The following is a 24,569-nucleotide window of genomic DNA, read 5'->3' as shown; positions in this document are numbered from 1 at the left end:
ATAATGGAGGAATTAAACGTGCGTACAACATATATAGCAAAACCAGGCGAAGTAGAACGTAAATGGTATATTGTTGATGCGACTGATATCCCGTTGGGACGTTTGTCGACGACAGTTGCTTCGATTTTACGTGGTAAAAATAAGCCAACCTACACTCCAAATGTAGATACGGGTGATTTTGTGATCATCATCAATGCACAAAAAGTCGCTTTAACTGGCAAAAAGGCCACTAGAAAAGTTTACTATCATCATACACTCTATCCAGGTGGTTTAAAGGAACGGACTGCTGGAGATTACCGTGAAAAGGATCCTGAAAAATTGATCGAATTATCCATTAAGGGCATGCTACCTAAGAATAGTTTAGGTCGTCAGGAATTCAAGAAATTACATGTTTATCGCGATGCAAATCATAAACATGCAGCCCAAAATCCAGTTGTGTTGGATATTAAGAATTTAATCTAGGAGGAAATCGCATTGGCTCAAGTACAATATAGAGGCACAGGCCGTCGTAAAGATTCCGTCGCACGTGTGCGCTTAGTCCCCGGCACGGGTAAGATCACGATGAATGGTAAACCTGCTAGCGAATACGTGCCGTTCGCTAACTTACTCGAAGTAATGAAACAGCCTTTTGCTGTGACAGAAACTAAAGATCAATATGATGTGTTAGTTAACGTCAACGGTGGCGGCTATTCTGGTCAAGCCGGCGCAACTCGTCATGGAATTGCCCGTGCTTTGCTAGAAGTTGATCCTGATTTTCGCGGTGTGTTGAAACGCGCTGGTCTGTTGACCCGTGACCCACGGATGAAGGAACGTCGTAAACCAGGCTTGAAGAAGGCCCGTAAGGCACCACAATTTTCGAAACGTTAATATTTACGAATATCAAAACACCGACTGTCGCTGTGGCAGTCGGTGTTTTTGAATACCTAGTTTTGTTTTAAATTTCATACTAAAGTTAGACCAATTACCGGTAAACCATTCCGCCATCGACTAAAATAGCTTGGCCGGTAATGTAATCAGAATCTTCGGACGCCAAGAAGTGAACTAGATTAGCAACATCCGTTGGTGTTTCATAGCGGCCCAAAGCGATTTGACTGGAGAAGTTAGCAAATGGTTCGCCGGGCTTCAATGAAGGATCAGCTGCCACCATCGCAGCATCGATCCGGTCCCACATCTTAGTCTTAGCGATACCAGGGCAATAGGCATTAACGGTAATGTGCTTGGAAGCTAGCTCCTTAGCAGCGACGTGCGTGAAGGCTTTAACTGCGTGTTTGGTGGCAGAATATGTTCCTAAGACTTCATAAGCTTCTTGGCCTGCGATAGAACAAGCATTAATGATCTTGCCTGGTGTTCCTTGCTTGATATACTGTTCTGCTGCGGCTTGAGTGCCAAAGACCGTGCCGAAAACATTGATTTTAAACGTTCGTTCTAATTCTTTTTGGTCGATCTGCATGAAGGGAGTGACCGCCTCGACGCCAGCATTATTGACAAAAACATTGAGTTGACCAAATTTTTCAACTGCAGCAGCTACTAAAGCTTGTTGGTCTTCTTTTTTAGAAACGTCGCCCACGAAACTAGCCACGTCTGGGTAGCCGGTTGCGTGTAATTCCTGGGTAGTAGCATCTAGGGCTTCTTGATTGATATCATGAATCATTACATTGAAGCCGTCTTTGAGTAAACGTTCTGCAATTCCTCTGCCTAAACCACCAGCAGAACCGGTAATAACAGCAACTTTCTTTGTCATAATAAAGGCCTCCTAGCTAAAATGATTACGCTTTCATTATAACGCTAGCAAAAAAGTTACGCAAAACATAAACTTATAAAAGATAAAATTTTTTGTAAATGATGGATGAAATTGAGTGTGACGGAGTGGACCATTGACCTTGGACCCAAGGGTTACAGATAACAAAAAAAGGCTGGGGCTGGGACAAAACTCCGCTTTGTTCCAGTCCCCCTTTTGCTTTCCGTAAGTAATAGACTGATCGTGATCCAAAAAGCAGCAGTTTGTGCCTAGCTACGTTTCAAAATAAAACCCAAGTTCGGGTTTTACTTTGAAACTAGGCTAGTGCTCGACTGCTAACCACTTTTTGTCCCAACTCCGTCTGATTTATTAATTTAAAGTTTAATTTATAGTAAGCCTGAGACAGCAGTACTATTAATAATAGTTGCAAATTTTTGTCAATTATTGCTGGTGAAATCAATCGTTGCATTTTCTTGGTTAATTAGCCATTCTTGGCTATCGGCGCCTAAATACTGTTGTAGTAATTCTTGCAGTAATTTTACGGCTTGTTGTTGGTCGGCGCCACGCTGAGGATTGACGTTTTCCAAAAAGAAAATGATGTTGTGTGAATTGTCGTTGATCCCGACGCGTACGCTATCCCGCCAGTTCCAGCAACGGCAAACGACTGACTGCTCGTCTTGGTAGATCACTTCGCCGGGTAAGGCTTCTTCCAATGAATCTTCACCCAACGGGAAAAAAGATTCGCCTCCCCGGGCACGCGTTAATTCTAGGTGTCCTTGCAGCAAGTCCATGTCTTGCGCGCCTAGCGGAAAGGCCCAGGTCAAAGAAACGGTGTTGTATAAATCAACAATGGGGTTGATCGTAGCGACTCCTTTGCCTTGTTTGGCGCGTTTCAATAAATTTTCGACCGAGCTGCGGGCGCCACGTTTGGTCTTAAACTGATGGTAAGCCTGCCGCCAATCTTGGATGACCGGATTTTGACCGATTGCATCTACTGGTAACCACTTGCTGGCATTTTGATTAGCTGCAGCCAGTAAACTTTGAGTGTTGCCTTGAGTGTGATTGTCTACGTCTTTGGCGACAATCACCGCAATGCTGGCGTCGGGAAATAGTTGCCATAGTTGGGGACTGACTGTAAATTTAGTTAACATTTTTACCCACTCCTACGTGTGAAAATTATTAGTTGGTTGCTTTCCCAGCTGGTCTAATTGCATTTGTCCAGCCGACAGTCCAGGTCCTAAGGAATCCAACTGCAGGATTTGTTATTCAGTGCCACTTAGTCCGCAGCTTAGGTCAATCATACAACTCCAACTATTTCTTAACAAATGTTAACTATTTATTCAGGTAAACTTTAGTTTCGTACGGACGCAATTTTGATCCCCAATCGTCGGCGTAATTGCCCAGCAGTAATTTCATTTGTCCTTGACCGTATTCACGTATGACTTCTTCTTTAGTGAAATTACTGATCACCAACAGCGTTTGTTCCTGATAATGTCTGCGGTAAGCGAAAACTTGCTCGTCTGTCGCGTCTAATAATTCGTAGTCGCCGTACCTGATCAACTCGGATTCGTGGCGTAATTTAAGCAATTTTTGGTAGTAATAAAAGACCGAATTAGGATCAGCTAACTCGTTTTGGGCGTTGATCTGCTGGTAGTTAGGATTGAGGTCATACCACGGCGTGCCACTGGTAAAACCGGCATTCGTAGAGGCGTCCCACTGCATTGGCGTGCGGGCGTTGTCCCGTGACATTGCTGCTAAATATTTCAACATTTGCGCGCCACCGACAATTTTTTCTTTGTCTACTAATTGATGGTACGCGTTTAGCGACTCGATGTCTTCATATTGTTCCAGTCGGGTAAAATGAGTGTTAGTCATGCCCAGCTCTTCACCCTCGTAAATGTACGGCGTTCCCTGCATCATGTGCAGCGTCGTTGCCAGCATTTTGGCGGACAATTCACGGTACTGGGGCTCGTCGCAACCGAAGCGGGAAACGACGCGGGGCTGGTCGTGATTATTCCAGTACAAACTGTTCCACGCCTGACCGTCCAGTTGGGTTTCCCAGCGTGAGAGGACTTCTTTTAGCTGCGTCAGTTTAACGGGCTGATCGTTCCATTTGCCCAAACGCGCGTCGGGATTGGCGCCTAAATTGACGTGTTCGAACTGAAAGACCATGTTCAACTCGTTACCGGCAAGGCTCGTGTATTGTACGGCATCTTTAGGTGCAGTATAGGGCATTTCACCGACCGTCATGACGTCGTAATGGGCGAGGACTTCGCGGTTCATTTCCTGTAAAAATTCGTTGAGGCGCGGACCATTGGCGCAAACTGCCGCACCATCGCTGTACATAGCGTTATTAGGCTGGGGTCCGTCGGGCAGTCCTGCGGGTTTGGAGATGAAATTGATGACGTCCATGCGAAAACCGTCGACGCCTTTATCCAGCCAGAAGCGCATCAACGAATAAACAGCTTGACGGACGCGGGAATTTTCCCAGTTTAGGTCGGGTTGTTCCTGAGCAAAAAGATGTAAGTAATACTGCCCGCGTTCCGGCACGTAAGTCCACGCCGAGCCACTAAAACTAGAGCCCCAGTTATTGGGTTCGTGGCCATCGACGGGATCGCGCCAGATATAAAAGTCCGAGTATGGATTATTTCGTGATTGTTTACTTTGCTGAAACCATTCGTGCTGGTCGGAAGTGTGATTGACGACTAGATCTAGCAGTAATTTCATCTTGTTAGCGTGAATGGCGTTTAATAAACTGGTGAAATCAGCCATTGTACCTAAAACGGGTTGAATTTGACGGTAATCGGCGATGTCATACCCGTTATCGACGTCGGGCGATTGAAAGATCGGGTTGAGCCATAAGACGTCGACTCCCAGCTTTTTGAGGTAGGGCAACCTTTCTTTGATCCCATTTAGGTCACCGTGACCGTCACCATTACTGTCTTGAAAACTACGCGGGTAGATTTGATATACCGCCACGTCGCGAAACCATTGTGCCATTGAACGGACCTCCTTGAATGAATGATAAGTGATTTAGATAATGAAAATAATTAGCAATAATATACCTTTGCTTCATATGGTCGCAGTTTAGTACCTTGATCATCTTGATAATTTGCTAATAGTAAATTCATTTTACTTTGTCCGTAATCCCGGATTATTTCTTCTTTAGTGAAGTTACTAATCACTAAAAGAGATTGTTTTTGATAGTGCCTAAGGTAAGCAAAAACTTGTTCATCTAAAGGATCTAACAGTTGATAGTCACCATATTTAATTAATGGGGACTCATGGCGCATTTTCAGTAGCTTTTGGTAATAACAGAAAACTGAATTAGGATCATTCAGTTCATTTTTGACGTTGATCTGCGTGTAATTAGGATTCAATTGGTACCACGGCGTACTGTTGGTAAATCCGGCATTCTTGTCATTATTCCACTGCATCGGTGTACGAGCGTTATCGCGTGAAATTGCGGCTAAATATTTTAGCATCTGTTCGCCATTGATAAGTTGTTCTTCATTTACAAATTGATGATAAGCGTTTAAGGATTCGATATCTTCATACTGTTTCAGCTTAGCCCAGTGAGTATTAGTCATGCCAATCTCTTCGCCTTGATAGATAAATGGTGTTCCTTGCATCATGTGTAAGGTAGTAGCTAACATTTTGGCAGATAGATCGTGGTATTCACCGGAATCAGACCCTAGATGAGAAACAACGCGAGGTAAATCATGATTGTCCCAGTATAGGCTATTCCATGCTTTACCATTCAATTGCGTTTGCCATTTTGATAAAATACGCTTTAATTCAACTACTTTAATTGGCTGGTCATTCCACTTTCCTAAACGAAAATCAGGATTACTACCTAGATCGTTGTGTTCAAATTGAAAGATCATGTTTAATTCATTGCCAGCTAAATTAGTATAACAGATAGCTTCTTTAGGTGTTACTTGAGGCATTTCTCCTACAGTCATAATATCATATTTAGTCAGTACTTCATGATTCATTTCTTGTAAAAATTCATTAAGACGCGGACCGTTGGAAACTACTTGTAAAGTATCTCCATATGTTTTTCCTTTGATTTGTGGGGCATTAGGGAAATTTTGTGGTTTAGAAATCAAATTAATGACATCCATGCGGAAACCGTCGATCCCTTTATCCAACCAAAAACGCATAAGAGAATAGATTTTTTGTCTAACATCTGGGTTCTCCCAATTTAAATCCGGTTGCTCTGGAGAATATAAGTGAAGGTAATACTGTTGTCGTTTTGGAACATAGGTCCAAGCAGAACCACTAAATCTTGATCCCCAGTTATTAGGCTCATGATTATTTACCGGATCATGCCAAATATAAAAATCAGCATATGGATTACTACGAGATTTTTTGCTTTCTTGAAACCATTTATGCTGATCTGAAGTATGATTGATAACTAGATCCATTAATAACTTCATCTGATAATGGTGTGTTTTGTTTAATAGTTTATCGAAATCATTCATTGTACCATAGACTGGTTGAATTGCCCGGTAATTGGAAATATCATAGCCATTATCTATGTCTGGAGACTGATAAATTGGATTTAACCATAAAACATCTACACCTAATTTTTTTAAATATGGTAAGCGTTGACTGATTCCTTTTAAATCACCTACACCATCATTATTGCTGTCTTGAAAACTTCTAACGTAAATTTGATAAACTACTACATCGCGGAACCACTTAGACATACTAATGTTCACCTGCTTTACCATAGAAAATTAAACTTTTTCTGTGCGACTAATGTTTTCTTTTTCCTGAACGAGTAAAATTTGGTCATATTTTTTGGCAAAAGGATAGTAAATTCCGACAGACATTAGAATAACTACTAGTTGTAAAATTGCCATTCTCCAGCCACCCATTAAAAATCCTTGGATAACAGGTGGAACTGTAAATGGAACTGCTAACCCATTCATTGGTGGAACGATTCCTAAAAATATTGCGAAGTACGTTACAAAAGCAACTGCGATAGGGCTAATGATAAAAGGTATCGCTAAGACAGGATTCATTACAATTGGTACCCCAAAGATAATTGGTTCATTGATGTTAAATAAACTTGGAACTAGGGCTAGTTTACCAATAGTTTTAAATTGCTGTGATTTTGCCATGAATAACATAAATACCAGTAATCCCATTGTGATTCCAGAACCTGTTAGTTGGATCCAATTACCATAAAATTCGTTTGTTACAATATGTGCGCCATTTGCTAAAGTTAATTTTCCTGCTTTAGCTAAGGCGGCATTGTCAAATGTATTTGGTAATAATATTCCCTGCATGATCCCACTGACAATTACACCACCATGAACACCGAATACCCAAAATAGTGGCGTTAATAATGCCATCATAAATGCACCACCAAGTGAATCGGACATTCCTTGTAATGGAATTTGGAGAGATTTGTAAATAATTTGGAGTATTCCATTGTGGAAAAATACTTTTGTTGCAGCGAATACTAACATTGAAGAAATTAAGATAACACCCGCTGGTATCATTGCTGTGAATTGATTAGCAACATTTTGTGGTACTGAAGCGGGGAGTGTGATTTTCCATCCTTTTTTGAGCATTTTTGAATAAGCCCAACCGACTATTAGACCAATTAAAATTGCTGCAATCATTCCTTGTCCACCTAGCCAAGAAAGATCGATGATCCCTGTGATCGGTGAAGTAATATAATTTTGTAAAACATGGGGTAACTTATCGATATTTTGTGTTACGACTTTTCCTGCCATTTGAACATTATTGTTATCTCCAACAATTCCTGCTGTTTTGGCAACCATTACGGGACTATCTTTTTGTAGAACTTGTAACATAATAAAAACGGATAGGGCAGTTAAAGCGGGAGGTAATGGTTCTTGGTGCTCATTTTTAACATATACATAAGTAATACCAACTACAGACCAAATTGCGATTAATCCAAAAGTGGAATTATATGCCTGAGTGAAAAATGCAGACCATCCTGTTTCTTGAAAAAAATGTGCAACAACGGGAATTGGAATATTTGAAAGAATGGAAAAAATAGAACCGATAATAACAAAGGGTAAGACATATACCATTCCGTCCCTTAATGCGTTAATTGGTTTAGTAGCGACAAATTTCATCACTAAGGGTATTATTTTATTATTCATTAGATTTTTAAACTGGTTTTTCATCTATAGGGCCTCCCCATTTGAATGAATTACTTTTTTAAGCCAATTAAATGATTTTTTAGGTATTCTACGTAAATCTTTTAAATCATGATTGGTACGATTGACATAGACAACACCATAGCGCTTTCTCATATCGCCCTGAGAACTGAGAATATCAATTAATCCCCAGCCAAGATAACCGATAACATCTGCACCTTGATTTACTGCATTTTTTAATGCTTGGATATGATCGCGATGATAATTTATGCGATAGCTATCATCAATTGGATTTTTACCATCCCATTTTTCTTTGACACCGATGCCATTTTCAATTGGGAAAATTGGTAAGTGAATTTGGTTATAAAGATTTAATATGGCGATTTCAAAACCTTGGGGATCAATTTGCCAATCCCATTCGTTACTTTTTAAATAAGGATTCTTCTTTTCTCCTACTGATAGATAAAAACTAGGTGTAGTAGTAGAAGTATTGATTTTTGTACTATCTAAAGTAGAGCTAGAGTAGTAACTAAAGGCAAAATAATCAATTCTAGCTTGTGCCATGATTGCTAAGTCATCGATGTTTAAAATATCTGTCATAGAATGATCTTTCATATATTGCGTGACTTCGGTGGAATATTTGCCTGTGGTAAAAATACTGATCAGATTGTTGTTAACAAATTCGTTAAATTTTCTAGTTAATAAAACATCTGAAGGGTTACAAGATGCTGGATACACTTGAGAATACGCTTCCATTCCTCCGATTAATAAATCATTTTTTTGTTGATGAATGTAATTGGCAATTTTGGCATGGGCAAGTGCAATGTTGTGAAAAATTTGAAACAAATCATGGATTGATTTATCACCTGTTTGGTAACCGCTAAGTTGATAAGCCGCAGGTAAAATGTATAAATTTTGTTCGTTGAAAGTTAGCCAATATTTAACTCGATCTCCAAATAAATCAATCATCTTTTCCCCGTATGTGACGAAATTATCTACCACTTTTTTACTGATGAATCCGTTATATTTTTTAGCCAATGCTAATGGCATATCAAAATGATAAAGTGCAATTATTGGTTCTATTCCAGCGGCTAATAATTGATCAATGAGATCAGAATAAAAATCAATACCTTTCTGATTGAAATTACCTTCGCCATCAGGCTGAACCCTACTCCAAGATATTTGAAAGCGATAACAATTCATTCCTAATTCTTTCATTAACTGAATGTCTTGAGGATACCTGTGATATTCATCAATAGCGACTTTCCAATCTGAAATGTGCTTATCAGCTTTGCGAATATCATAAACAGATTTTCCTTTTCCACCTTCATTCCATGCTCCTTCGGTTTGCATACTTGAAACGGAGTTTCCCCACAAAAAATTATTTTTTAACTTCATTTCCTACCCTTCTTTCATCAACAATATACATCATCTTTTTAAATTTGTAAATACAAATTTTTTATATGAATATGCTAAATTAAAATAGTGCTACAATATGTGCGAAATGATACAATGCTAATATAAAGGAATAAAGCAGGGTAAGAATGAAAAAATATATTAAAATAGCGACAGAATTAGAAAAAAGAATCAGGAATAACGTGTATCATGAAGGCGATGAATTACCTAATCAAGAGTCATTAGCCAGTGAATTTAATACTAGTCGCGTGACTATCAGGAAAGCCTTGGATGTTTTAGATGTTGAAAATTTAACGTATAGTATTCAAGGGGCGGGAACTTTCGTCAAGAACAATGCAAACGCAATTTCCAATTTAGATATTCGGAGCGACTTATATGGAGGAGCAAGTTCGACCATAGATAGTCATAAAAAATTAGCAAGCAAAATTATTAAGTTTGTAATTGATTTTCCAAACAAAAAACAACGAGAGCAATTGAAAATAAAAAAGGAAGAACCAATTTACGACATTGTTAGGTTACGTTTACTTGAAGGATCTCCTGCGTCGCTAGAATATACTATTATGCCGCTAAATGTAATTCCTGGAATAACAAAACAGGTTATTCACGAAAGCATTTATTCGTATATTAGAAATGATTTAAATAAAAAAATAGGAACGGCTTACCGAATTGTAAGTGCGGAAAAACCTGATGATTTTGATAAGAAGTATTTAGAATGCGATGATACAACACCAGTAATGCAGATAGAACAAACCGTTTATTTAGAAAATGGTACGATTTTTGAACATTCTAAAACTAGAAAAAGGTATGATAAAGGGAAATTTATCGCCCTTGAAAATTCTAAACTGTGATCTTTTGCGAGATTTAAAAGAGAGTTGGGACAAAAAGCGATTAGCAGTCGAGCACTACCCCCCAGACGGTGTCAAATTGCGGTCTTGGCAATTTAACAGCGACGTAGCTAGACGCAAAATACTGCTTTTTGGAGCACGATCGCACAAGTTGTGAGTCAAGCCGGTTGTAGTCGTGGACTAAGTGGCACTGACAGACAAATCCTTTACTTGGATTTGTTGGTCGGTGTCCAGGACATATCCTGCTGGATTGAAAAACGCGATAAAGTCTATTACTTACGAAAACCAAATAGGGGCTGGAACAAAACAGAATTTTGTCCCAGCTCCAATTTTTGGTTTAATTATGAACTTAGTAGTTGACGGTCAGTTTACTTTTAGGCTTTTCCCGGGCGTTTAGCTTTGGCTACTTTTTGTCCCATGACCATTTCATCGTTATATCCCCAAAACCAAGTGACTACAAAAGCAACGATAATAGTAACAACACTTGCTAATAAGAAGGCATAAAAGCTAGTTAGGTCTCCCGGAGCTTTCGGGTTGAAGAAACTAGAAAAGCCGATCAAACCACCGGTAAAGCCGTACATTGTCCCGTGCATCAAGCCGGTGACTAAACCACCAAAAGCGGCGCCGATACAACCAGAAATAAAGACCCTCTTGTAACGTAAATTGATCCCGTAAATTGCCGGTTCAGTAACGCCGCAAAAGGCACTGATCATGGCGGCAAAACCTAACTCTTTAATATCCGATTTTTTAGATTTAATGGCGACTGCTAAAACTGCGGCACCTTGGGCGATCATTGTCGAACAGATAATGGCGTTGATCGCACTTTGACCGGTACTTGCAATTTGTTGGGTGACCAGCGGCACAACGCCCCAATGGAACCCGAAGATAACTAGTACTTGATACAGGCCGCCGATGATAAAACCACCAAGCCAGCCGGAAACAGAAACTAACCAATTGATCAAGACAGCTAAGCCGTTAGCGATAGTTTGAATGATCGGTCCGGTAATGACTAACGTGATCGTAGCCACCACTAAAACGGTAATTAACGGGACAAAAATCATTTGCAGGTAAGTTGGTAGCACTTTTTTGAGCCACTTTTCACATTTCATGGCCAACCAAGCCGCTAGAATCATCGGAAAAATAGAATAAGTATAATTTAAAAATTGAAATTTCAAACCGCCGATGGCAAACATAACTTTACCAGCTTTCCCCCAAGTGATCAGTTGGGGATAAGACAAGACTCCGCCAATCACTGCAGCGATGATCGGGTCACTGCCCAAACGTTTGGCTGCACTAAAACCGACTAAAACTGGCAGAAAGAAGAAAGCCGAGTCAGCCATGGCACTGATCGTAATGTAAATTGCACCTTTAGCACTTAACAATGATCCTAGTTGCGGTAAAGTTAATAAGGCGAGGATCCCTTTAATAATACCTGAAGCAGCAATGACGCCGATCACCGGGCTCATGGAACCGGTAATAAAGCCGATCAGATTACCAACGGCTCGTGAAAAGGGATTACCTCCGGTGTTGGTAGTTGTTTGGATTGGCTCGGCGTTATCTTCTAATTCAGGATACTGTTTTAAGATAGCATCGAAGGCGTTGGCGACACCGTCACCGATTACGACTTGATATTGTCCGGAAGCGTGTAAAACGTCTAAAATCCCCCGTTGATTTTTTAAGATCTCATCGTTGGCCTGGGATTCGTCTTTTAAGTAAAACCGGAGGCGAGTGATACAGTGGATCACATTTTTGATATTTTGGACGCCACCAACGTTTTGGATGATAAAAGTTGCTAGTTCATCGTATGATAATTTCTGGTTCGAATTTGTAGTTGGTGTGTCCGCTGTCAAGTAAGCAGTGGCAATTTCTTGGCTAGCTTCAGTTTTTCCTTCGGTAATATCCAAACCCGCTAGAGTGGTATTGGAGTTGGTAATAACCACTAGTACAGTGGGGTCGAAATGATGCTCTTTAATAACGGCAAGATCCATCGTTGCCAGGGCAGCGCCGGCCTGTACTTTTTGTCCGACAGCGGTCTGAATTGTAAAACCTTGTCCCTTTAAGTTAACGGTGTCGATTCCCATATGGACCAAAACTTCTAGTCCATTGGCGGTTGTGATCCCAATTGCGTGTTTAGTTTCAGCGACTAGGGTTATTTTACCAGTTACCGGTGCTAAAATGTTACCAGCAGTAGGAACGACGCCGAAACCTTGCCCCATTGTTCCTTTGCTAAAAGTCGGATCGTCAGTTTGGGATAAGGCAATAACTTTCCCATCAACTGGCGCTAAAAATTTTTCTTGGTGAGTTTTCATGACTATTCCTCCTCTGAAACGGTTACAACCAAATCTTATACTTGTACGTACAAGTTGTCAATGATTAATATAATAGTGATAATTACAGTAAATATGATAAATTTTACTTGTACATACTAAATTAGTTATAATGTAAGTGTTAACTTGAGTTTAATGAAAGGATTTTTCTATGACTGCATCTAAAACTTCATTAGTCGCTAAGGATCTAGCTTCTAAAATTCATTACCGTCAGTTTGAAGCGGGAACTTTTTTACCGACTGAAAATCAATTAGCCTCATTGTACGGTACTTCGCGGGAAACGATCAGGAAGGCTTTGGCACAGTTAAATGAACTGGGCTTGATTCAAAAAATCCGCGGGAAGGGCTCAATGGTTTTAAACTTAGAAAAGTATTCTTTCCCAATTTCTGGAATTTCTAGTTTTGCAGAACTCAATGGCTCTTTGGCAATGAAGGCGCAAACTAAAGTCCTTGTGTTAGAAAAAATGGATTCCATGCCCGCGCTTTTTCACGCTAAATTTCCCGAAAGTGGCGAGAAAAAGGGAATTTACTTGGAACGCTTACGGATCATTGATGGTGAGCCTGCAGTCTTAGACTGTGATTTTTTATTTACGCCGCCGATTAAAGATTTACCACTGGTAGCAGCTCAAAATTCTATTTATCACTATATTGAAGACGAACTGAATTTGGATATTTCCTACGCCACTAAAACTATTACTGTCGAGGAGATCGACTTTACTCTAAAGCAAAAGCTAAAGTTACATAGTGATTCGGCGGTTTTAGTCGCGAGCCAAAGTTTTTTAAGTGATACTACCGCTTTTCAGCTGACTTTATCTTTTCATAATCCGAGAAAGTTTAAGTTTGTTGATTTTGCGCGCCGGAAAAAAATTGATTTTTAGGAGGATATGCATGACTAATTTAGGGCAAAAGGTAATTTATCAAATTTATCCCAAGTCATTTTATGATTCTAATAACGATGGAATTGGCGATATTCCAGGAATTATTCAGAAATTAGATTACATTCAAAAACTCCACGTCGATATGATTTGGTTTAATCCCTTTTTTGTTTCGCCGCAAAATGATAATGGCTACGATATTGCCGATTATTACCGGATCGACCCCGTTTTCGGCACGATGGCTGATTTTGAGGAATTAGTCGCACGACTGCGTAAAATTCACGTGGATGTCATGTTGGATATGGTGTTTAATCATTGTTCTACTGCAAATCAATGGTTTCAAAAAGCGTTAGCCGGTGAAGAAAAGTACCAAAAGTTTTTCTACCTCCGAAAGGCTAAAGCTAACGGTGATTTACCGACTAACTGGCAAAGTAAATTTGGTGGGCCTGCCTGGTCAAAATTTGGTGATACCGATTATTATTACTTACACTTATATGATAAAACACAAGCAGATTTAGACTGGCATAACCCACAGGTACGCCAAGCTGCTGTCGATGTGGTTAATTTTTGGCGGGCTAAGGGGGTCAAGGGCTTTAGGTTTGACGTCATTAACGTTACGGGTAAAAGCCAAACACTGCTTGATTCAACTGACCCCGAGCAGGAAAAAAGTTTATATACCGATACGCCAGTCGTACACCAATACTTAACGGAAATGAACCAGAATAGTTTTGGCAAAGATCCTGCTGCCATTACGGTAGGGGAGATGTCTTCTACCACTATTAAAAATGCAATTGCCTATTCGGATCCGCAGAATCACGAATTATCGATGGTCTTTAATTTTCACCACCTGAAAGTGGACTATTTAGACGGCGAGAAATGGACCAAAATGCCGTTTGATTTTATGAAGTTAAAGGACTTATTTACCCAATGGCAAGAAAAAATGGATCAAGGCAATGGTTGGAACGCGTTGTTTTGGAACAATCATGACCAGCCGATGGCGCTTGATCGTTTCGGTGACACTAAAAAATACCGGGTCCAGTCTGCACAGATGTTGGCTACGGCAATTCATTTGATGCGCGGCACGCCTTTTATTTATATGGGTGAGGAATTGGGGATGATCAACCCTGCATATTCTTCAATGAATGATTATGTTGATATTGAGAGTCAAAACGCCTATAAAAATTTAATTCAAAAAGGAGTGGATCCCAAAGAAGCGTTAGCGATTATTCAAACTAAATCGCGGGATAATTCACGCACTCCGATGCATTGGGACAATAGTAAGTATGCTGGTTTTAGTCGGGTGAGACCGTGGCTGACGCCGACGAATCAAAAAGAAATCAATGTTATGACTGAATTAGCGCATGGACAAATTTTTGCCTATTATCAAAAGTTGATTCATCTGCGCAAAACGGAACCCTTGATTTCTGCTGGGCATATCAAAATGTTTTTAAAAGCGGACCCGCAGGTGTTAGCGTACAGGCGTTATTTGGACGGCAAGGAACAGCAGCTTTTGGTCTTCACTAATTTTTATGCTAAAGCTCATGAGGTACAGCTACCAACGAAAATCCACAACCTTGAGTGTCAAACTATGATCAGTAATTATTCCACTCAATTAAGTCAGTTACCAACTACTTTGAAACTGCGTCCGTATGAAGCAATTGCAGTTAAAGCAGCTGTTTTCTAACCTTTGTAGGTACAAGCAAAGTTGTAAAAAAGGTGATAATATGCTATAAATGGTTTATTGGAAAACGCTTCAGGGCGCTGGCTAATTATTATGATGGAGGGATTTAGAATGGCTGAAAAGACGATCATGCTGTGCTGTGCAGCGGGAATGAGTACGAGTTTATTGGTAACTAAGATGCAAAATGTAGCAAAAGAACAGGGTAAAGACGTGGAGATCTTCGCTGCACCGGCTGCAGAAGCGGATAATAATTTAAGCAATAAACAAATCGATTGCGTCTTACTCGGGCCGCAGGTGCGCTACATGGAAAGCGACTTTAAGAGTAAGCTAGAGGGTACCAATATCCCGTTAGCTATTATCGATATGCAGGCTTACGGCATGATGGATGGTGAAAAAGTGTTAAAACAAGCTTACGACTTAATGGAAGGTTAGTTAATTAACCGCAAAGGAGCAAATTCATGGCTGAAGAAGAACAAAGCGCGCAAGAAAAACAGCTACAAGTAACGATGGGGCTGATCATTAATGCTGGTAACGCTAAGTCGTTTGCGGTGGAAGCCATCAAAGCCGCTAAGGAAGGCGACCTGACAACGGCTCACCAAAAACTAGACGACGCGCAAAAGGCCTTAGTACAAGCGCACAACACGCAGACTGACATGTTGACTAAGGAAGCACAGGGGCAACATCAGCAAGTCACGTTATTAATGGTGCACTCGCAAGATCATTTGATGACGGCAATCACTTTTGTAGATTTAGCACAAAATTTCGTGGACGTTTACGAACAATTAGCTGAACTCAAAAAGAAATAAGAATAATACAATAGAGGGAGTTGGGACAAAAAGCGTTTCGAGCACTAGCCTAGTTTCAAAGTAAAACCTGAACTTTGGTTTTATTTTGAAACGTAGCTAGGCGCAAACTGCTGCTTTTTGGAGCACGATCAGTCTATTATTTACGGAAAACACAAAGAGGACCGGGGCAAAAGTATTTTTGCCCCGGTCCTCTTTGTGTCTAGTTCCGCCCGCAATATTCAGACCTGATTTAATTACCATTTTAGCTTAGTTGCCACTGTTGAGCGCCGTTTATTACAAATTCACTAATTTTTCTATTATCTGCGCGATGCCGTCGTTGTCGTTGGTGTCCGTGACGTAGTTGGCGTGTTGCTTGGCAACTGGCGTCGCGTTACCCATTGCGACCGAATATTTCGCGAAATCAAGCATTGGCAGGTCGTTTTTGTCGTCACCAACGGCCATGACTTCGTCTGCCGTCAGTGAGAGTTTTTCAGCTAATTGAGCAAGTGCCGCGCCCTTATTGGCTTTTTTATTCATGATCTCTAAAAAATTAGCCGCGGCGCGCACGACGTAATTAGTGTCACCGAATTTAGCTTTAACGTCTTTTTCGTAGAGGTCTAAACTATCTTTTTCGCCGACAAAAACGGCCTTAGCTGCTTGAAAATTCGCCGGTAATTCGGCCGGTTTTCTGATCAAGATCCCGGCGTTATTTTCCCACGCCTGAATGACCGTAATGCGGCTGACGTCGTGATCGCTGGTGTAAATATTGCCTTGCAAATCCAAGACGTTATACTGGAGCTGATTTTGGCGGGCGTAATCGTCTACTTGGCGGTAAGTTTGATTGGCTAAAGCAAGGGCAAAAATTGTTTTGCCACTGACGGTCGACAGGACACTACCGTTGTAGGTGATCACGTATTGGTGGTCGCCTTTGATCTTTAATTGATCTAAGTAGGGTTGCACGCCGGGTAAAGGGCGTCCCGAACACAATACGATTTTGCTTCCTGCATTGCTAGCGGCGGTCAAAACGTTGTGGGTTTTAGGCGTAATTTTGCCCTGTGAGTTCAGTAAGGTATCGTCGATATCGAGTGCGATTAGTTTAATAGCCATGGTGCACCTCCTTTGATTTAAGCATAGCATAAATTATTTTTTCTTGACGGTGAAATTGACTATTTCCCGGGAAATAAATGAAATTTTCGCAGAAAATCTGTGAGTTGAGACGGATAAAAATTAAGTAAAATGGTATCGCTAACGGGAAATGCTAAAAATCTGAGTAATTTTCCCACAAGGATGCCAAGGTCATAGGAAATTGATTTTTGACTTAATTCACTGAAGTCAACAGAACTAAATGGGGTAAAAAAAGCGTTAGCAATTAAAAATATCAAGAAAGAAAGGAATAGAAAAATTATTTTTTTATTCTGCTTGAATCTTTGCCAGTCAGTGAAATTTATCAGGTAGTAAATTTCACCGGCTGTAGTAGTAGTAATAATAAGTAAAAATGGGAAGTAGGGAATAATATCTCCGAATAAAGATAACACGGTTAAAATCAATAACAGGCAATACAAAATAATTTCGATCACTTTACTGTGTTGCGCTGTTTGTTCTTGTTGTTGGTAATGGTTTAATACTACCGGATCTTCACTGATCAGTTCGTCAATGGTGGTATTAAAAATTTTAGCCAGCTCTGCTACTATGTTGATGTCCGGGATACTGTGGTTATTTTCCCAGCCCGAGATGGTCTTGCGTGAGACTAGTAGTTTCTGGGCTAATTTTTCTTGAGTCAGCTGGTTATCTGTGCGGTAGATTTTGATTTTTTCTCCGATGGTCATAGGTAATAAATCCTTTCGCATACTTTTCGTTTATATTATAAGCTATTTTGGGAAAGATAAAAATGTCTTGTCGCGCCAGACATACTTGTCTTGGAAGTTACTCTTGACGGTCGGTCAAATTTTGCGCTAGCTTGCAAGTGAACGCCAAATTTAAAACGTTGAGGATGATATTTATGACCAAGAAAAAATTAGTATTAAATTTATTCGTGTTTGTAATTGCTTTCTTAGTAATCGATGACTTGTCGAATTATTTATTGGGAAAAATGGTCAGTGATCATGATTTAGACATGATATTTTATAAAATCAATACCATTATCATAGTGTTAGTACTGAACGCCATCACTACGCGGTGCAGGATCAAGCTAAATTTAGCGCTTGAAAAAGAAGTGCGGCCGTTGTGGTTGATCGGGTTGATCGTCATCTTGCTGCTATTTGTTGGTGGGCCGCGCACGGTCGGCACTTATTTTATAGAAATAGTGTTGGTGGCACTAGCCGAAGAATTGTTAGGCCGCGGTGTGATTTTTGACCAACTATTACAAATTACTTTTAGCCCCAAACATCATTTACTATCAACGTGGGCCGCAATTTTGCTGTCGGGACTGTTGTTTGGCCTGTGGCACCTAGACAATTTAGCATCTCAGCCGTTATTTGCGACTATTTGCCAGGTGATCCAAGTCTGTGGAATGGGATCTTTGTTTGCGGTACTTTACCTTAGGAGCGGTAATCTCAGGACTTCAATGTGTGTTCATTTTTGGATCGACTTTTTATTGAGTTTCGTGCAAAAACCGGGTGCAGAAGTGTCTAGTGCTAATTGGGGTAGTTCGGTGTGCGTCTTGCTGTTTTACTTGGCGCTGGCAGTTTGGTTGTTTCCTAAAAAACAAGAGGCCACACGACGTTTTATTGTCGAATAATACAAAAGAGACCAAGGCAAAATATTTTTGTCTTGATCCCTTTTGTACGTATTAGGTTAATGCTCACCTACTAATCGGCCTGATTCGCGGTTTAATTAATCTAGTTTTTCTCCGTTAGATGCGATCACTTTTTGATACCAGTAAAACGAATCTTTTGGTGTCCGTTTGAGCGTGCCGTGACCTTCGTCGTCTTGGTCAACGTACACGAAACCGTAACGTTTAGACATCTCAGAAGTTCCGGCACTGACTAGGTCGATTGGGCCCCACGTCGTGTAACCCATCAAATCGACGCCATCTTTGACTGCTTCTTTCATTTGCTCGATGTGTTTGCGCAGGTAATCGATGCGGTAAGTGTCGTGAATTTTACCGTCGGGTGCGATCTGATCTTTAGCACCCAAGCCGTTTTCTACGACGAACAGTGGGATGCGATACCTGTCCCAAAAGGCGTTGAGTGTGATACGCAGTCCAACCGGGTCGATCTGCCAACCCCAGTCGCTAGCCTCTAGGTACGGGTTTTTCCCACCAAACGTTAGGTTACCGCTAGTTTCTTCTTGAGCCTTTCCCGGGGCTGCAGCGACCATCGACATGTAGTAGCTAAATGCCAGGTAGTCGACCGTTCCTTTTTGCAACAGTTCTTCGTCGCCGGGTTCCATTTGGATCTCAATATTGTGTTCTTTGAAATAGCGATTCATGTATTCCGGGTACTCGCCGCGGATCTGCACGTCGGTAAAAAACATGTTCAAGTCGTCTTGGTGCTGGGTTTCCACGACGTCTGCCGGGTCCGGAGTTTGCGGGTAATTTTGCATCCGCGCTAACATACAGCCAATTTTGGCGTCGGGAATGATCTCGTGGCACTGTTGCACTGCGATTGCGCTTGCTACAAACTGATGATGGACGGCTTGATAGCTCAGTTGCAGTTTTTCGTCCGGGCTTAGGCCTTCGTCTAGCGCACCGGTGGCGGTGAAGCCCCAAATAGCTGCGTTGATCTCATTAAAAGTCATCCAGTATTTAACCTTATTGCGGTAGCGTTTAAAGACCGTTTCGGTGTAGCGAGTAAAGCATTCGATCGTTTTGCGGCTAGCCCAGCCATTTTGTTTTAACGTCAAGGCTAGGGGCATCTCGTAATGCGAAAGGGTAACGACTGGCTCGATACCGTACTTCGCGCATTCGTCAAAGACCGCGTCGTAAAATGCGAGTCCCTTTTCGTGGGGCTGTTTTTCGTCACCGGTCGGAAAAATGCGCGCCCAAGCAATTGATAAACGAAAAGCTTTAAAACCCATGTCTGCCATTAACTTGATGTCTTCTTTGTAATGGTGGTAAAAATCAATGCCACGACGTTTGGGATAAAGCGTATCGGTTTGGTCGGTAATGGCAGCTTGAATAGATTGTTTTGTGACCTTATTCATTGCCATCGAATCGGTCCGATTTTGGGCTTTTTGGACGACTTCGGCGGTAGTCAGTCCTTTGCCGTCAACGTTCCACGCACCTTCGATTTGGTTGGCTGCCGTGGCGCCACCCCAAAGGAACCCAGGCTTAAATCCTGTTGGTATGCTTTTTGAATACATCGCGTAATCCTCCTCGCTAGTCTAAATCAGCACCGTTTGTTGCGATCACTTTTTGGTACCAGTTAAATGATTCTTTCTTATAGCGTTTAAAACTGCCTTTACCTTCGTTATCGACATCGACGTAAATGAAACCGTAACGTTTGGACATTTCACCAGTCGATGCGCTGACTAGATCGATGCACCCCCAAGGAGTATAACCCATGACATCGGCGCCGTCGGCGATTGCGCCTGCGATCGCCTGAATGTGTTGGCGCAAGTAATCGATACGATAATCGTCTTTGACGTAGTGATTTTCGTCCGGCTGATCGACGGCACCTAGGCCATTTTCAACGATGAAGAGGGGTTTTTGGTAGCGGTCGGATAATTGATTCAACGCGATCCGTAGTCCGGTCGGGTCGATCTGCCAGCCCCAGTCGCTTGATTTTAAGAACGGGTTTTCGACGCCGCCCATCATGTTACCGTTGGTCGTCTTGGTGGTGGCGCCAGTAACGTCGATCACGGAAGACATGTAATAGCTAAACCCGATGTAATCGACGGGATATTTGGCCAGCAAGTCTAATTCTTCGTCGGTGTAGTCGAGGTCACTGAGTTTAACTCCCTTACGTGCCAGCAAACTTTTAGTATAAGCGGGATAATGGCCGCGAACTTGAACGTCGGTGCAAAAGAAATTATTGGCTTGGTTTTCTTGTAAGGTAGCCAGCTGGTTTTTCGGGTTAGAGTCATAACTGTAAGTCGTTGCGTACAAGATCATGCAACCGATTTGGAGGTTTTCATCTAACTCGTGGCCGATCTTAACAGCCTTGGCGCTGGCAACGAATTGGTTGTGCCAAGCCTGATAGATATTTTTAGGCTCGTTAGCGCCGTTAGAGACAACTAATCCCTGACCCATCACTGGAAAATGAGCGGCACTGTTAATTTCGTTAAACGTCATCCAGTATTTGACTTTTTTATAGTATCTGGTCAAAACGGTGCGGGCAAAGCGTTCGTAAAAGGCAATCAGCTTTTTATTTTTCCAGCCGCCGTATTCTTTGACGAGGTTGAGCGGTAATTCGTAATGGGAAATAGTGATCACGGGTTCGATGTTATTTTTTAAACACTCAGCAATCACCTTATCGTAGAATTGCAAGCCTTTTTCGTTAGGTTCCTGTTCGTCGCCGTTAGGAAAGATGCGCGACCAGGCGATCGAAAAGCGGTAGCACTTAAAGCCCATTTCGCCAAATAAGGCGATGTCTTCTTTAAAGTGGTGGTAGTGATCGATGCCTTCATGGTTAGGATAAAAACGGTTGGCGTCGAGGGTAAAATCGAAGTCTGGGGCGTTGACTACGGCCAAACGGTCGCGTCCTTGAGGCAAGACGTCGGCGATCGATAATCCCTTACCATCTGTGTTGTATGCTCCTTCTAACTGATTGGCGGCTGTTGCACCACCCCATAAAAATCCTTGGGGAAAAGTATTTTTTGTACTCATAATGAGTTTTCCACCTTTCTGCTTATTCCAAAGTTAATAATTGATCACCGCTAACAACTTGTTTTTTAGCTACCGGCTTAACATCATGATAACTCTTTGAGTTGGTAATGACTACGGGTGTCGTGGTTTCGTAACCGGCTTTTTGGATCGCATCGAGGTCAAATTCAATCAACGGAGTGCCGACTTCGATTTTTTGGCCTTTTTCTACCAGTGTCTTGAAGCCCTTGCCGTCTAATTCGACTGTGTCCATGCCAATATGGATCATGATCTCGGCACCTTGATTCGAATTGATTCCTACTGCGTGTCCGGTAGGAAAGACCATCGCAACCGTGCCGTTGACCGGAGAATTAACTTGCCCGGCGTTAGGAGTGATGGCGATTCCTTTGCCCATTGCGCCGCTAGCGAAGACTTCATCTTTGACGTCGCTTAAAGCAACGACGGTCCCGCTGAGTGGGGCAACGATTTTTTCTGGCTGGTTATAAGAAACTTTTGGTTGTTCAACGGTAATGTGAGCGTCGGTTGTAGCACCATTAGCGTTACCTGTTGCAACGCCGGCAGCCTGTGCAGCTTGTTGTTCGATCGTTTCGTCAACACTATTTTTGCCAAATAATAACTGGAATAAGAAACCTAAAACAGTACCAACTGCCATTGCAGCGATCAAGCCCCAAACGCGGCTGTCGATCCCGGCTTTACCAATAGCATCAGGAATAGAGAAGATCCCCATGCCGGCCATTTGGAAGACTCTGACCTTGAAAAAGCCGACCATGCCGCCACCGATCGCGCCAGCAATACAGCTGAGGACGAACGGTTTTTTCCGCGGTAAAGTAACACCGTAAATAGCAGGTTCAGTAACACCAAAGATCCCAGAAACAAAAGCAGGGATAGCAACACTGCGGGTCTTTTCGTCTTTAGTTTGCATCATGATAGCTAAGACAACGCCGGTCTGTGCAAACGAGCAGGCTAGTGATAAGCCCAAGATCGGGTCGTAACCTAAAGCAGCGATGTTGGTCATCATGACGGCTACAAAGCCCCAGTGAACGCCGAAGATAACGAAGACTTGCCAGAAGGCACCCATCAAGATCCCGGCGATGATCGGACTGAAGTTGTAAACGGCACTAACGATCGCTGCGATAGCGTTTCCTAACCAAGTAGCAATCGGCCCGATGATCAAGAATGTGATCGGAATAGTGATCAGTAAGACTGCGAATGGTACTAAGAAAGTTTGAACCACGGTCGGGATCCATTTTTTAGCGAGGAGATTAACTTTAGAAGCAAACCAGATCGCTAAAATGATCGGGATGACCGAAGAGGTGTAGTTCATGGAGATCACGGGGATCCCTAAGAAAGTCATATGGATCGGTGAAGCTAAAAATGTTCCCTTAAAAACGGTGAAGAGAGTCGTCTTACTGCTTGCAACAGCAACGATCGTCGGGTAGCACATAGCAGCCCCGATGGTAGCACCTAAGTAAGAATCTATCTTGAATTTTTTAGCGGAAGAAATCCCTAAGATCACAGGGAAGAAATAAAAGATACTATCGCCGATCGCATTTAGGATAGTGTACGTGCCAGAAGTTTGAGCTTCCCAACCAAAGGCTAAAAACATCGCGTTGAAACCCTTGATCATCCCGGCAGCACACATTGGTCCTAAGATCGGGGTGAAAATACCGGAAACTAAATCAATGAACCTGTCCATGATACTCATGTTGCTGGTATCGACATAGTCGTCTGCCACTTCACCGCCATCGTGAAAGCCACCGACTTTGATCAAAGTATCATAAACGTCAGCAACGTGATTGCCGATCACGATTTGGTACTGACCGCCAGATTTAACGATCGAGATGATACCATCGGTGTTTTTTAACGTAGCATCGTCTGCTTTTTTATCGTCCTTGAGTTTGAAACGTAATCTAGTTGTACAGTGGACTACGCTGACAACATTTTTCTTACCGCCGACACCGGCGATAATTGTGCGACTTAAATCTTCGTAAGCCATGAGGATCCTCCTTTTAAATGACGACAAAAGCCCGAAAAAACTCCAACACAAATAGGAGGTTTTTCGGGCTAATGCCTGCTTAAAGTAACACGCCTTAAAAAATATTAATTATGATGTTGATCCTGGCGGTGAGTGACCCGCCAGACATGCAACGTGAGATAAACTTGGTCGTCTGGCTGCAAATTCCAGCCAGCTTGTTCGTGTAAATAAGTGCCGATCTTAGTGACTGTTTGATAGGCTTTAGCATACTTGGTTTTCATGAGTTCTAGAAATGCCGCGTCCAATTCGTTACCGTTGTCATTGGCCTGTGGATCGGCAATATGACGGACCATAAATCCGCGCAGGTGGGTCATAAACCGGTTAAAATTAAAAGTATGCTCGTCGAGTTGAATGCCGTATTGATATTCAATAATAGCTACGATCCCGCGAATTAATTTGGTGATCCTGACCGTTTCTTGTACCTTGGTTTGATCAGAAGCCGCGTTGACAAAATGGTAGGTCAGATAGACTATTTCGCTATCTGGCAACGCTAAACCAGTTTTTTTGCGGAGCAATTCGACCGCTTGACTCGCCGTGGCAAACTCTTGGGGAAACAGCTTGTGGACTTCCCACGAATTAATTCCTAACTGGATCTTTTCGTCTGCACGCCGGAAGGCAAAGTCGAGGTGGTCGGCTAAAACTAAGTACTGGTAATCGGAAAACTTGATTCCCAATTGCTGGTACGCGAGTTCGATTACTTGCGACGTCAGCGACAATGTTTTAGGGTCAATATCTCTGACACTGTCGACCATGCACATATTTTTTTCTACGGCTACAAATCGCCGTGTGATTTTTTGTTCGTCAACCACGTCCCCTCTTTTTTTACCAAAACCAATTCCATTACCGATGATTACCCATTCGACGCCAGAATGATCTTTGGCTAAGGCAGCATTATTATTAAAATTTTTAATAAACTTCACTGTTGTCGCCTTCCTCCAATTCACACCAATAAAAAAAC

General features: G+C 41.9%; 21 protein-coding genes. 8 read left to right on the top strand and 13 right to left on the bottom strand.

The features are described 5' to 3' along the window. Nucleotides 1-18 precede the first annotated feature (18 nt). Nucleotides 19-462, top strand: a complete 444-nt coding sequence (gene rplM, locus ACSYSK_RS08010; protein WP_491714625.1) for a 50S ribosomal protein L13 — start codon at nucleotides 19-21, stop codon at nucleotides 460-462. A 12-nt stretch (nucleotides 463-474) separates the two neighbouring features. Continuing rightward, on the top strand, nucleotides 475-867 hold the full coding sequence (gene rpsI, locus ACSYSK_RS08005; RefSeq protein WP_491714624.1) for a 30S ribosomal protein S9: 393 nt from the start codon (nucleotides 475-477) through the stop codon (nucleotides 865-867). Between the two features lie 94 nt (nucleotides 868-961). On the opposite strand, the gene ACSYSK_RS08000 is transcribed toward rpsI, so the two are convergent. The 6 genes from ACSYSK_RS08000 to ACSYSK_RS07975 all read right to left on the bottom strand — a co-directional run bounded on the left by ACSYSK_RS08000 (nucleotide 962) and on the right by ACSYSK_RS07975 (nucleotide 9,237). Further along, entirely contained in the window at nucleotides 962-1,741 is a 780-nt protein-coding gene (locus ACSYSK_RS08000) for an acetoin reductase (protein ID WP_491714623.1), read from the bottom strand. Between the two features lie 434 nt (nucleotides 1,742-2,175). Further along, on the bottom strand, nucleotides 2,176-2,889 hold the full coding sequence (locus ACSYSK_RS07995; RefSeq protein ID WP_491714622.1) for a B3/B4 domain-containing protein: 714 nt from the start codon (nucleotides 2,887-2,889) through the stop codon (nucleotides 2,176-2,178). 181 nt (nucleotides 2,890-3,070) lie between these two features. Next, entirely contained in the window at nucleotides 3,071-4,738 is a 1,668-nt protein-coding gene (locus ACSYSK_RS07990; RefSeq protein ID WP_491714621.1) for a glycoside hydrolase family 13 protein, read from the bottom strand. Between the two features lie 50 nt (nucleotides 4,739-4,788). Next, nucleotides 4,789-6,453, bottom strand: a complete 1,665-nt coding sequence (locus tag ACSYSK_RS07985; RefSeq protein WP_491714620.1) for a glycoside hydrolase family 13 protein — start codon at nucleotides 6,451-6,453, stop codon at nucleotides 4,789-4,791. Between the two features lie 30 nt (nucleotides 6,454-6,483). Continuing rightward, on the bottom strand, nucleotides 6,484-7,911 hold the full coding sequence (locus ACSYSK_RS07980) for a PTS sugar transporter subunit IIC (protein WP_491714619.1): 1,428 nt from the start codon (nucleotides 7,909-7,911) through the stop codon (nucleotides 6,484-6,486). Then, on the bottom strand, nucleotides 7,912-9,237 hold the full coding sequence (locus ACSYSK_RS07975; RefSeq protein WP_491715881.1) for a glycoside hydrolase family 1 protein: 1,326 nt from the start codon (nucleotides 9,235-9,237) through the stop codon (nucleotides 7,912-7,914). Between the two features lie 191 nt (nucleotides 9,238-9,428). Here ACSYSK_RS07975 and ACSYSK_RS07970 point away from each other — a divergent pair, with 191 nt between their 5' ends. Next, nucleotides 9,429-10,148: a GntR family transcriptional regulator gene (locus tag ACSYSK_RS07970; protein ID WP_491714618.1), complete on the top strand. Its 720-nt coding sequence runs from the start codon at nucleotides 9,429-9,431 to the stop codon at nucleotides 10,146-10,148. Between the two features lie 371 nt (nucleotides 10,149-10,519). Here the strand turns inward: ACSYSK_RS07970 and ACSYSK_RS07965 are convergent, their stop codons facing one another. Beyond that, nucleotides 10,520-12,454, bottom strand: coding sequence for a PTS sugar transporter subunit IIABC (locus tag ACSYSK_RS07965; RefSeq protein WP_491714617.1), 1,935 nt, complete (start codon nucleotides 12,452-12,454; stop codon nucleotides 10,520-10,522). A 169-nt stretch (nucleotides 12,455-12,623) separates the two neighbouring features. On the opposite strand from ACSYSK_RS07965, the gene treR reads away from it, so the two are divergent. The 4 genes from treR (at nucleotide 12,624) to ACSYSK_RS07945 (ending at nucleotide 15,833) form a co-directional block, all read left to right on the top strand. Further along, on the top strand, nucleotides 12,624-13,349 hold the full coding sequence (gene treR / locus ACSYSK_RS07960; protein WP_491714616.1) for a trehalose operon repressor: 726 nt from the start codon (nucleotides 12,624-12,626) through the stop codon (nucleotides 13,347-13,349). 10 nt (nucleotides 13,350-13,359) lie between these two features. After that, nucleotides 13,360-15,030, top strand: a complete 1,671-nt coding sequence (gene treC, locus ACSYSK_RS07955) for an alpha,alpha-phosphotrehalase (RefSeq protein ID WP_491714615.1) — start codon at nucleotides 13,360-13,362, stop codon at nucleotides 15,028-15,030. Nucleotides 15,031-15,138: 108 nt separating this feature from the next. Further along, nucleotides 15,139-15,459, top strand: coding sequence for a PTS sugar transporter subunit IIB (locus ACSYSK_RS07950; protein ID WP_491714614.1), 321 nt, complete (start codon nucleotides 15,139-15,141; stop codon nucleotides 15,457-15,459). A 26-nt stretch (nucleotides 15,460-15,485) separates the two neighbouring features. Continuing rightward, nucleotides 15,486-15,833: a PTS sugar transporter subunit IIA gene (locus ACSYSK_RS07945; RefSeq protein WP_491714613.1), complete on the top strand. Its 348-nt coding sequence runs from the start codon at nucleotides 15,486-15,488 to the stop codon at nucleotides 15,831-15,833. A gap of 273 nt (nucleotides 15,834-16,106) precedes the next feature. On the opposite strand, the gene ACSYSK_RS07940 is transcribed toward ACSYSK_RS07945, so the two are convergent. Then, nucleotides 16,107-16,919, bottom strand: coding sequence for a Cof-type HAD-IIB family hydrolase (locus ACSYSK_RS07940; RefSeq protein ID WP_491714612.1), 813 nt, complete (start codon nucleotides 16,917-16,919; stop codon nucleotides 16,107-16,109). A gap of 59 nt (nucleotides 16,920-16,978) precedes the next feature. Then, nucleotides 16,979-17,638: a helix-turn-helix transcriptional regulator gene (locus ACSYSK_RS07935; protein WP_491714611.1), complete on the bottom strand. Its 660-nt coding sequence runs from the start codon at nucleotides 17,636-17,638 to the stop codon at nucleotides 16,979-16,981. Between the two features lie 173 nt (nucleotides 17,639-17,811). On the opposite strand from ACSYSK_RS07935, the gene ACSYSK_RS07930 reads away from it, so the two are divergent. After that, on the top strand, nucleotides 17,812-18,549 hold the full coding sequence (locus tag ACSYSK_RS07930; protein ID WP_491714610.1) for a CPBP family intramembrane glutamic endopeptidase: 738 nt from the start codon (nucleotides 17,812-17,814) through the stop codon (nucleotides 18,547-18,549). A gap of 95 nt (nucleotides 18,550-18,644) precedes the next feature. Here ACSYSK_RS07930 and ACSYSK_RS07925 read toward each other — a convergent pair whose 3' ends face one another. The 4 genes from ACSYSK_RS07925 to ACSYSK_RS07910 form a co-directional block, all read right to left on the bottom strand. Next, entirely contained in the window at nucleotides 18,645-20,114 is a 1,470-nt protein-coding gene (locus ACSYSK_RS07925; protein WP_491714609.1) for a glycoside hydrolase family 1 protein, read from the bottom strand. 16 nt (nucleotides 20,115-20,130) lie between these two features. Then, nucleotides 20,131-21,579 (bottom strand): 6-phospho-beta-glucosidase, encoded by a 1,449-nt coding sequence (locus ACSYSK_RS07920; protein WP_491714608.1) that lies wholly within the window; start codon nucleotides 21,577-21,579, stop codon nucleotides 20,131-20,133. Nucleotides 21,580-21,601: 22 nt separating this feature from the next. Then, complete coding sequence (locus tag ACSYSK_RS07915; protein ID WP_491714607.1) at nucleotides 21,602-23,572, bottom strand: beta-glucoside-specific PTS transporter subunit IIABC; 1,971 nt, start codon at nucleotides 23,570-23,572, stop codon at nucleotides 21,602-21,604. A 104-nt stretch (nucleotides 23,573-23,676) separates the two neighbouring features. Further along, the gene (locus ACSYSK_RS07910; protein WP_491714606.1) at nucleotides 23,677-24,531 is read right to left on the bottom strand and encodes a PRD domain-containing protein; all 855 of its coding nucleotides are present in this window, start codon (nucleotides 24,529-24,531) and stop codon (nucleotides 23,677-23,679) included. Nucleotides 24,532-24,569: the final 38 nt, after the last annotated feature.

This window comes from Ligilactobacillus sp. ESL1201 (genome assembly GCF_058503265.1).
This window is presented reverse-complemented; position numbering and strand designations above follow the sequence as displayed.

What these genes read in the sequence shown, in the direction of transcription:
- ACSYSK_RS07950 (WP_491714614.1), top strand. Translation starts at nt 15,139, where the DNA reads ATGGCTGAAAAGACGATCATGCTGTGCTGTGCAGCGGGAATGAGTACG.
- ACSYSK_RS07915 (WP_491714607.1), bottom strand. Translation starts at nt 23,572, where the DNA reads ATGGCTTACGAAGATTTAAGTCGCACAATTATCGCCGGTGTCGGCGGT.
- ACSYSK_RS07980 (WP_491714619.1), bottom strand. Translation starts at nt 7,911, where the DNA reads ATGAAAAACCAGTTTAAAAATCTAATGAATAATAAAATAATACCCTTA.
- ACSYSK_RS07985 (WP_491714620.1), bottom strand. Translation starts at nt 6,453, where the DNA reads ATGTCTAAGTGGTTCCGCGATGTAGTAGTTTATCAAATTTACGTTAGA.
- treC (WP_491714615.1), top strand. Translation starts at nt 13,360, where the DNA reads ATGACTAATTTAGGGCAAAAGGTAATTTATCAAATTTATCCCAAGTCA.
- ACSYSK_RS08000 (WP_491714623.1), bottom strand. Translation starts at nt 1,741, where the DNA reads ATGACAAAGAAAGTTGCTGTTATTACCGGTTCTGCTGGTGGTTTAGGC.
- ACSYSK_RS07990 (WP_491714621.1), bottom strand. Translation starts at nt 4,738, where the DNA reads ATGGCACAATGGTTTCGCGACGTGGCGGTATATCAAATCTACCCGCGT.
- treR (WP_491714616.1), top strand. Translation starts at nt 12,624, where the DNA reads ATGACTGCATCTAAAACTTCATTAGTCGCTAAGGATCTAGCTTCTAAA.
- ACSYSK_RS07940 (WP_491714612.1), bottom strand. Translation starts at nt 16,919, where the DNA reads ATGGCTATTAAACTAATCGCACTCGATATCGACGATACCTTACTGAAC.
- ACSYSK_RS07935 (WP_491714611.1), bottom strand. Translation starts at nt 17,638, where the DNA reads ATGACCATCGGAGAAAAAATCAAAATCTACCGCACAGATAACCAGCTG.
- ACSYSK_RS07920 (WP_491714608.1), bottom strand. Translation starts at nt 21,579, where the DNA reads ATGAGTACAAAAAATACTTTTCCCCAAGGATTTTTATGGGGTGGTGCA.
- ACSYSK_RS07995 (WP_491714622.1), bottom strand. Translation starts at nt 2,889, where the DNA reads ATGTTAACTAAATTTACAGTCAGTCCCCAACTATGGCAACTATTTCCC.
- ACSYSK_RS07965 (WP_491714617.1), bottom strand. Translation starts at nt 12,454, where the DNA reads ATGAAAACTCACCAAGAAAAATTTTTAGCGCCAGTTGATGGGAAAGTT.
- ACSYSK_RS07970 (WP_491714618.1), top strand. Translation starts at nt 9,429, where the DNA reads ATGAAAAAATATATTAAAATAGCGACAGAATTAGAAAAAAGAATCAGG.
- ACSYSK_RS07925 (WP_491714609.1), bottom strand. Translation starts at nt 20,114, where the DNA reads ATGTATTCAAAAAGCATACCAACAGGATTTAAGCCTGGGTTCCTTTGG.
- ACSYSK_RS07945 (WP_491714613.1), top strand. Translation starts at nt 15,486, where the DNA reads ATGGCTGAAGAAGAACAAAGCGCGCAAGAAAAACAGCTACAAGTAACG.
- ACSYSK_RS07930 (WP_491714610.1), top strand. Translation starts at nt 17,812, where the DNA reads ATGACCAAGAAAAAATTAGTATTAAATTTATTCGTGTTTGTAATTGCT.
- ACSYSK_RS07975 (WP_491715881.1), bottom strand. Translation starts at nt 9,237, where the DNA reads ATGCAAACCGAAGGAGCATGGAATGAAGGTGGAAAAGGAAAATCTGTT.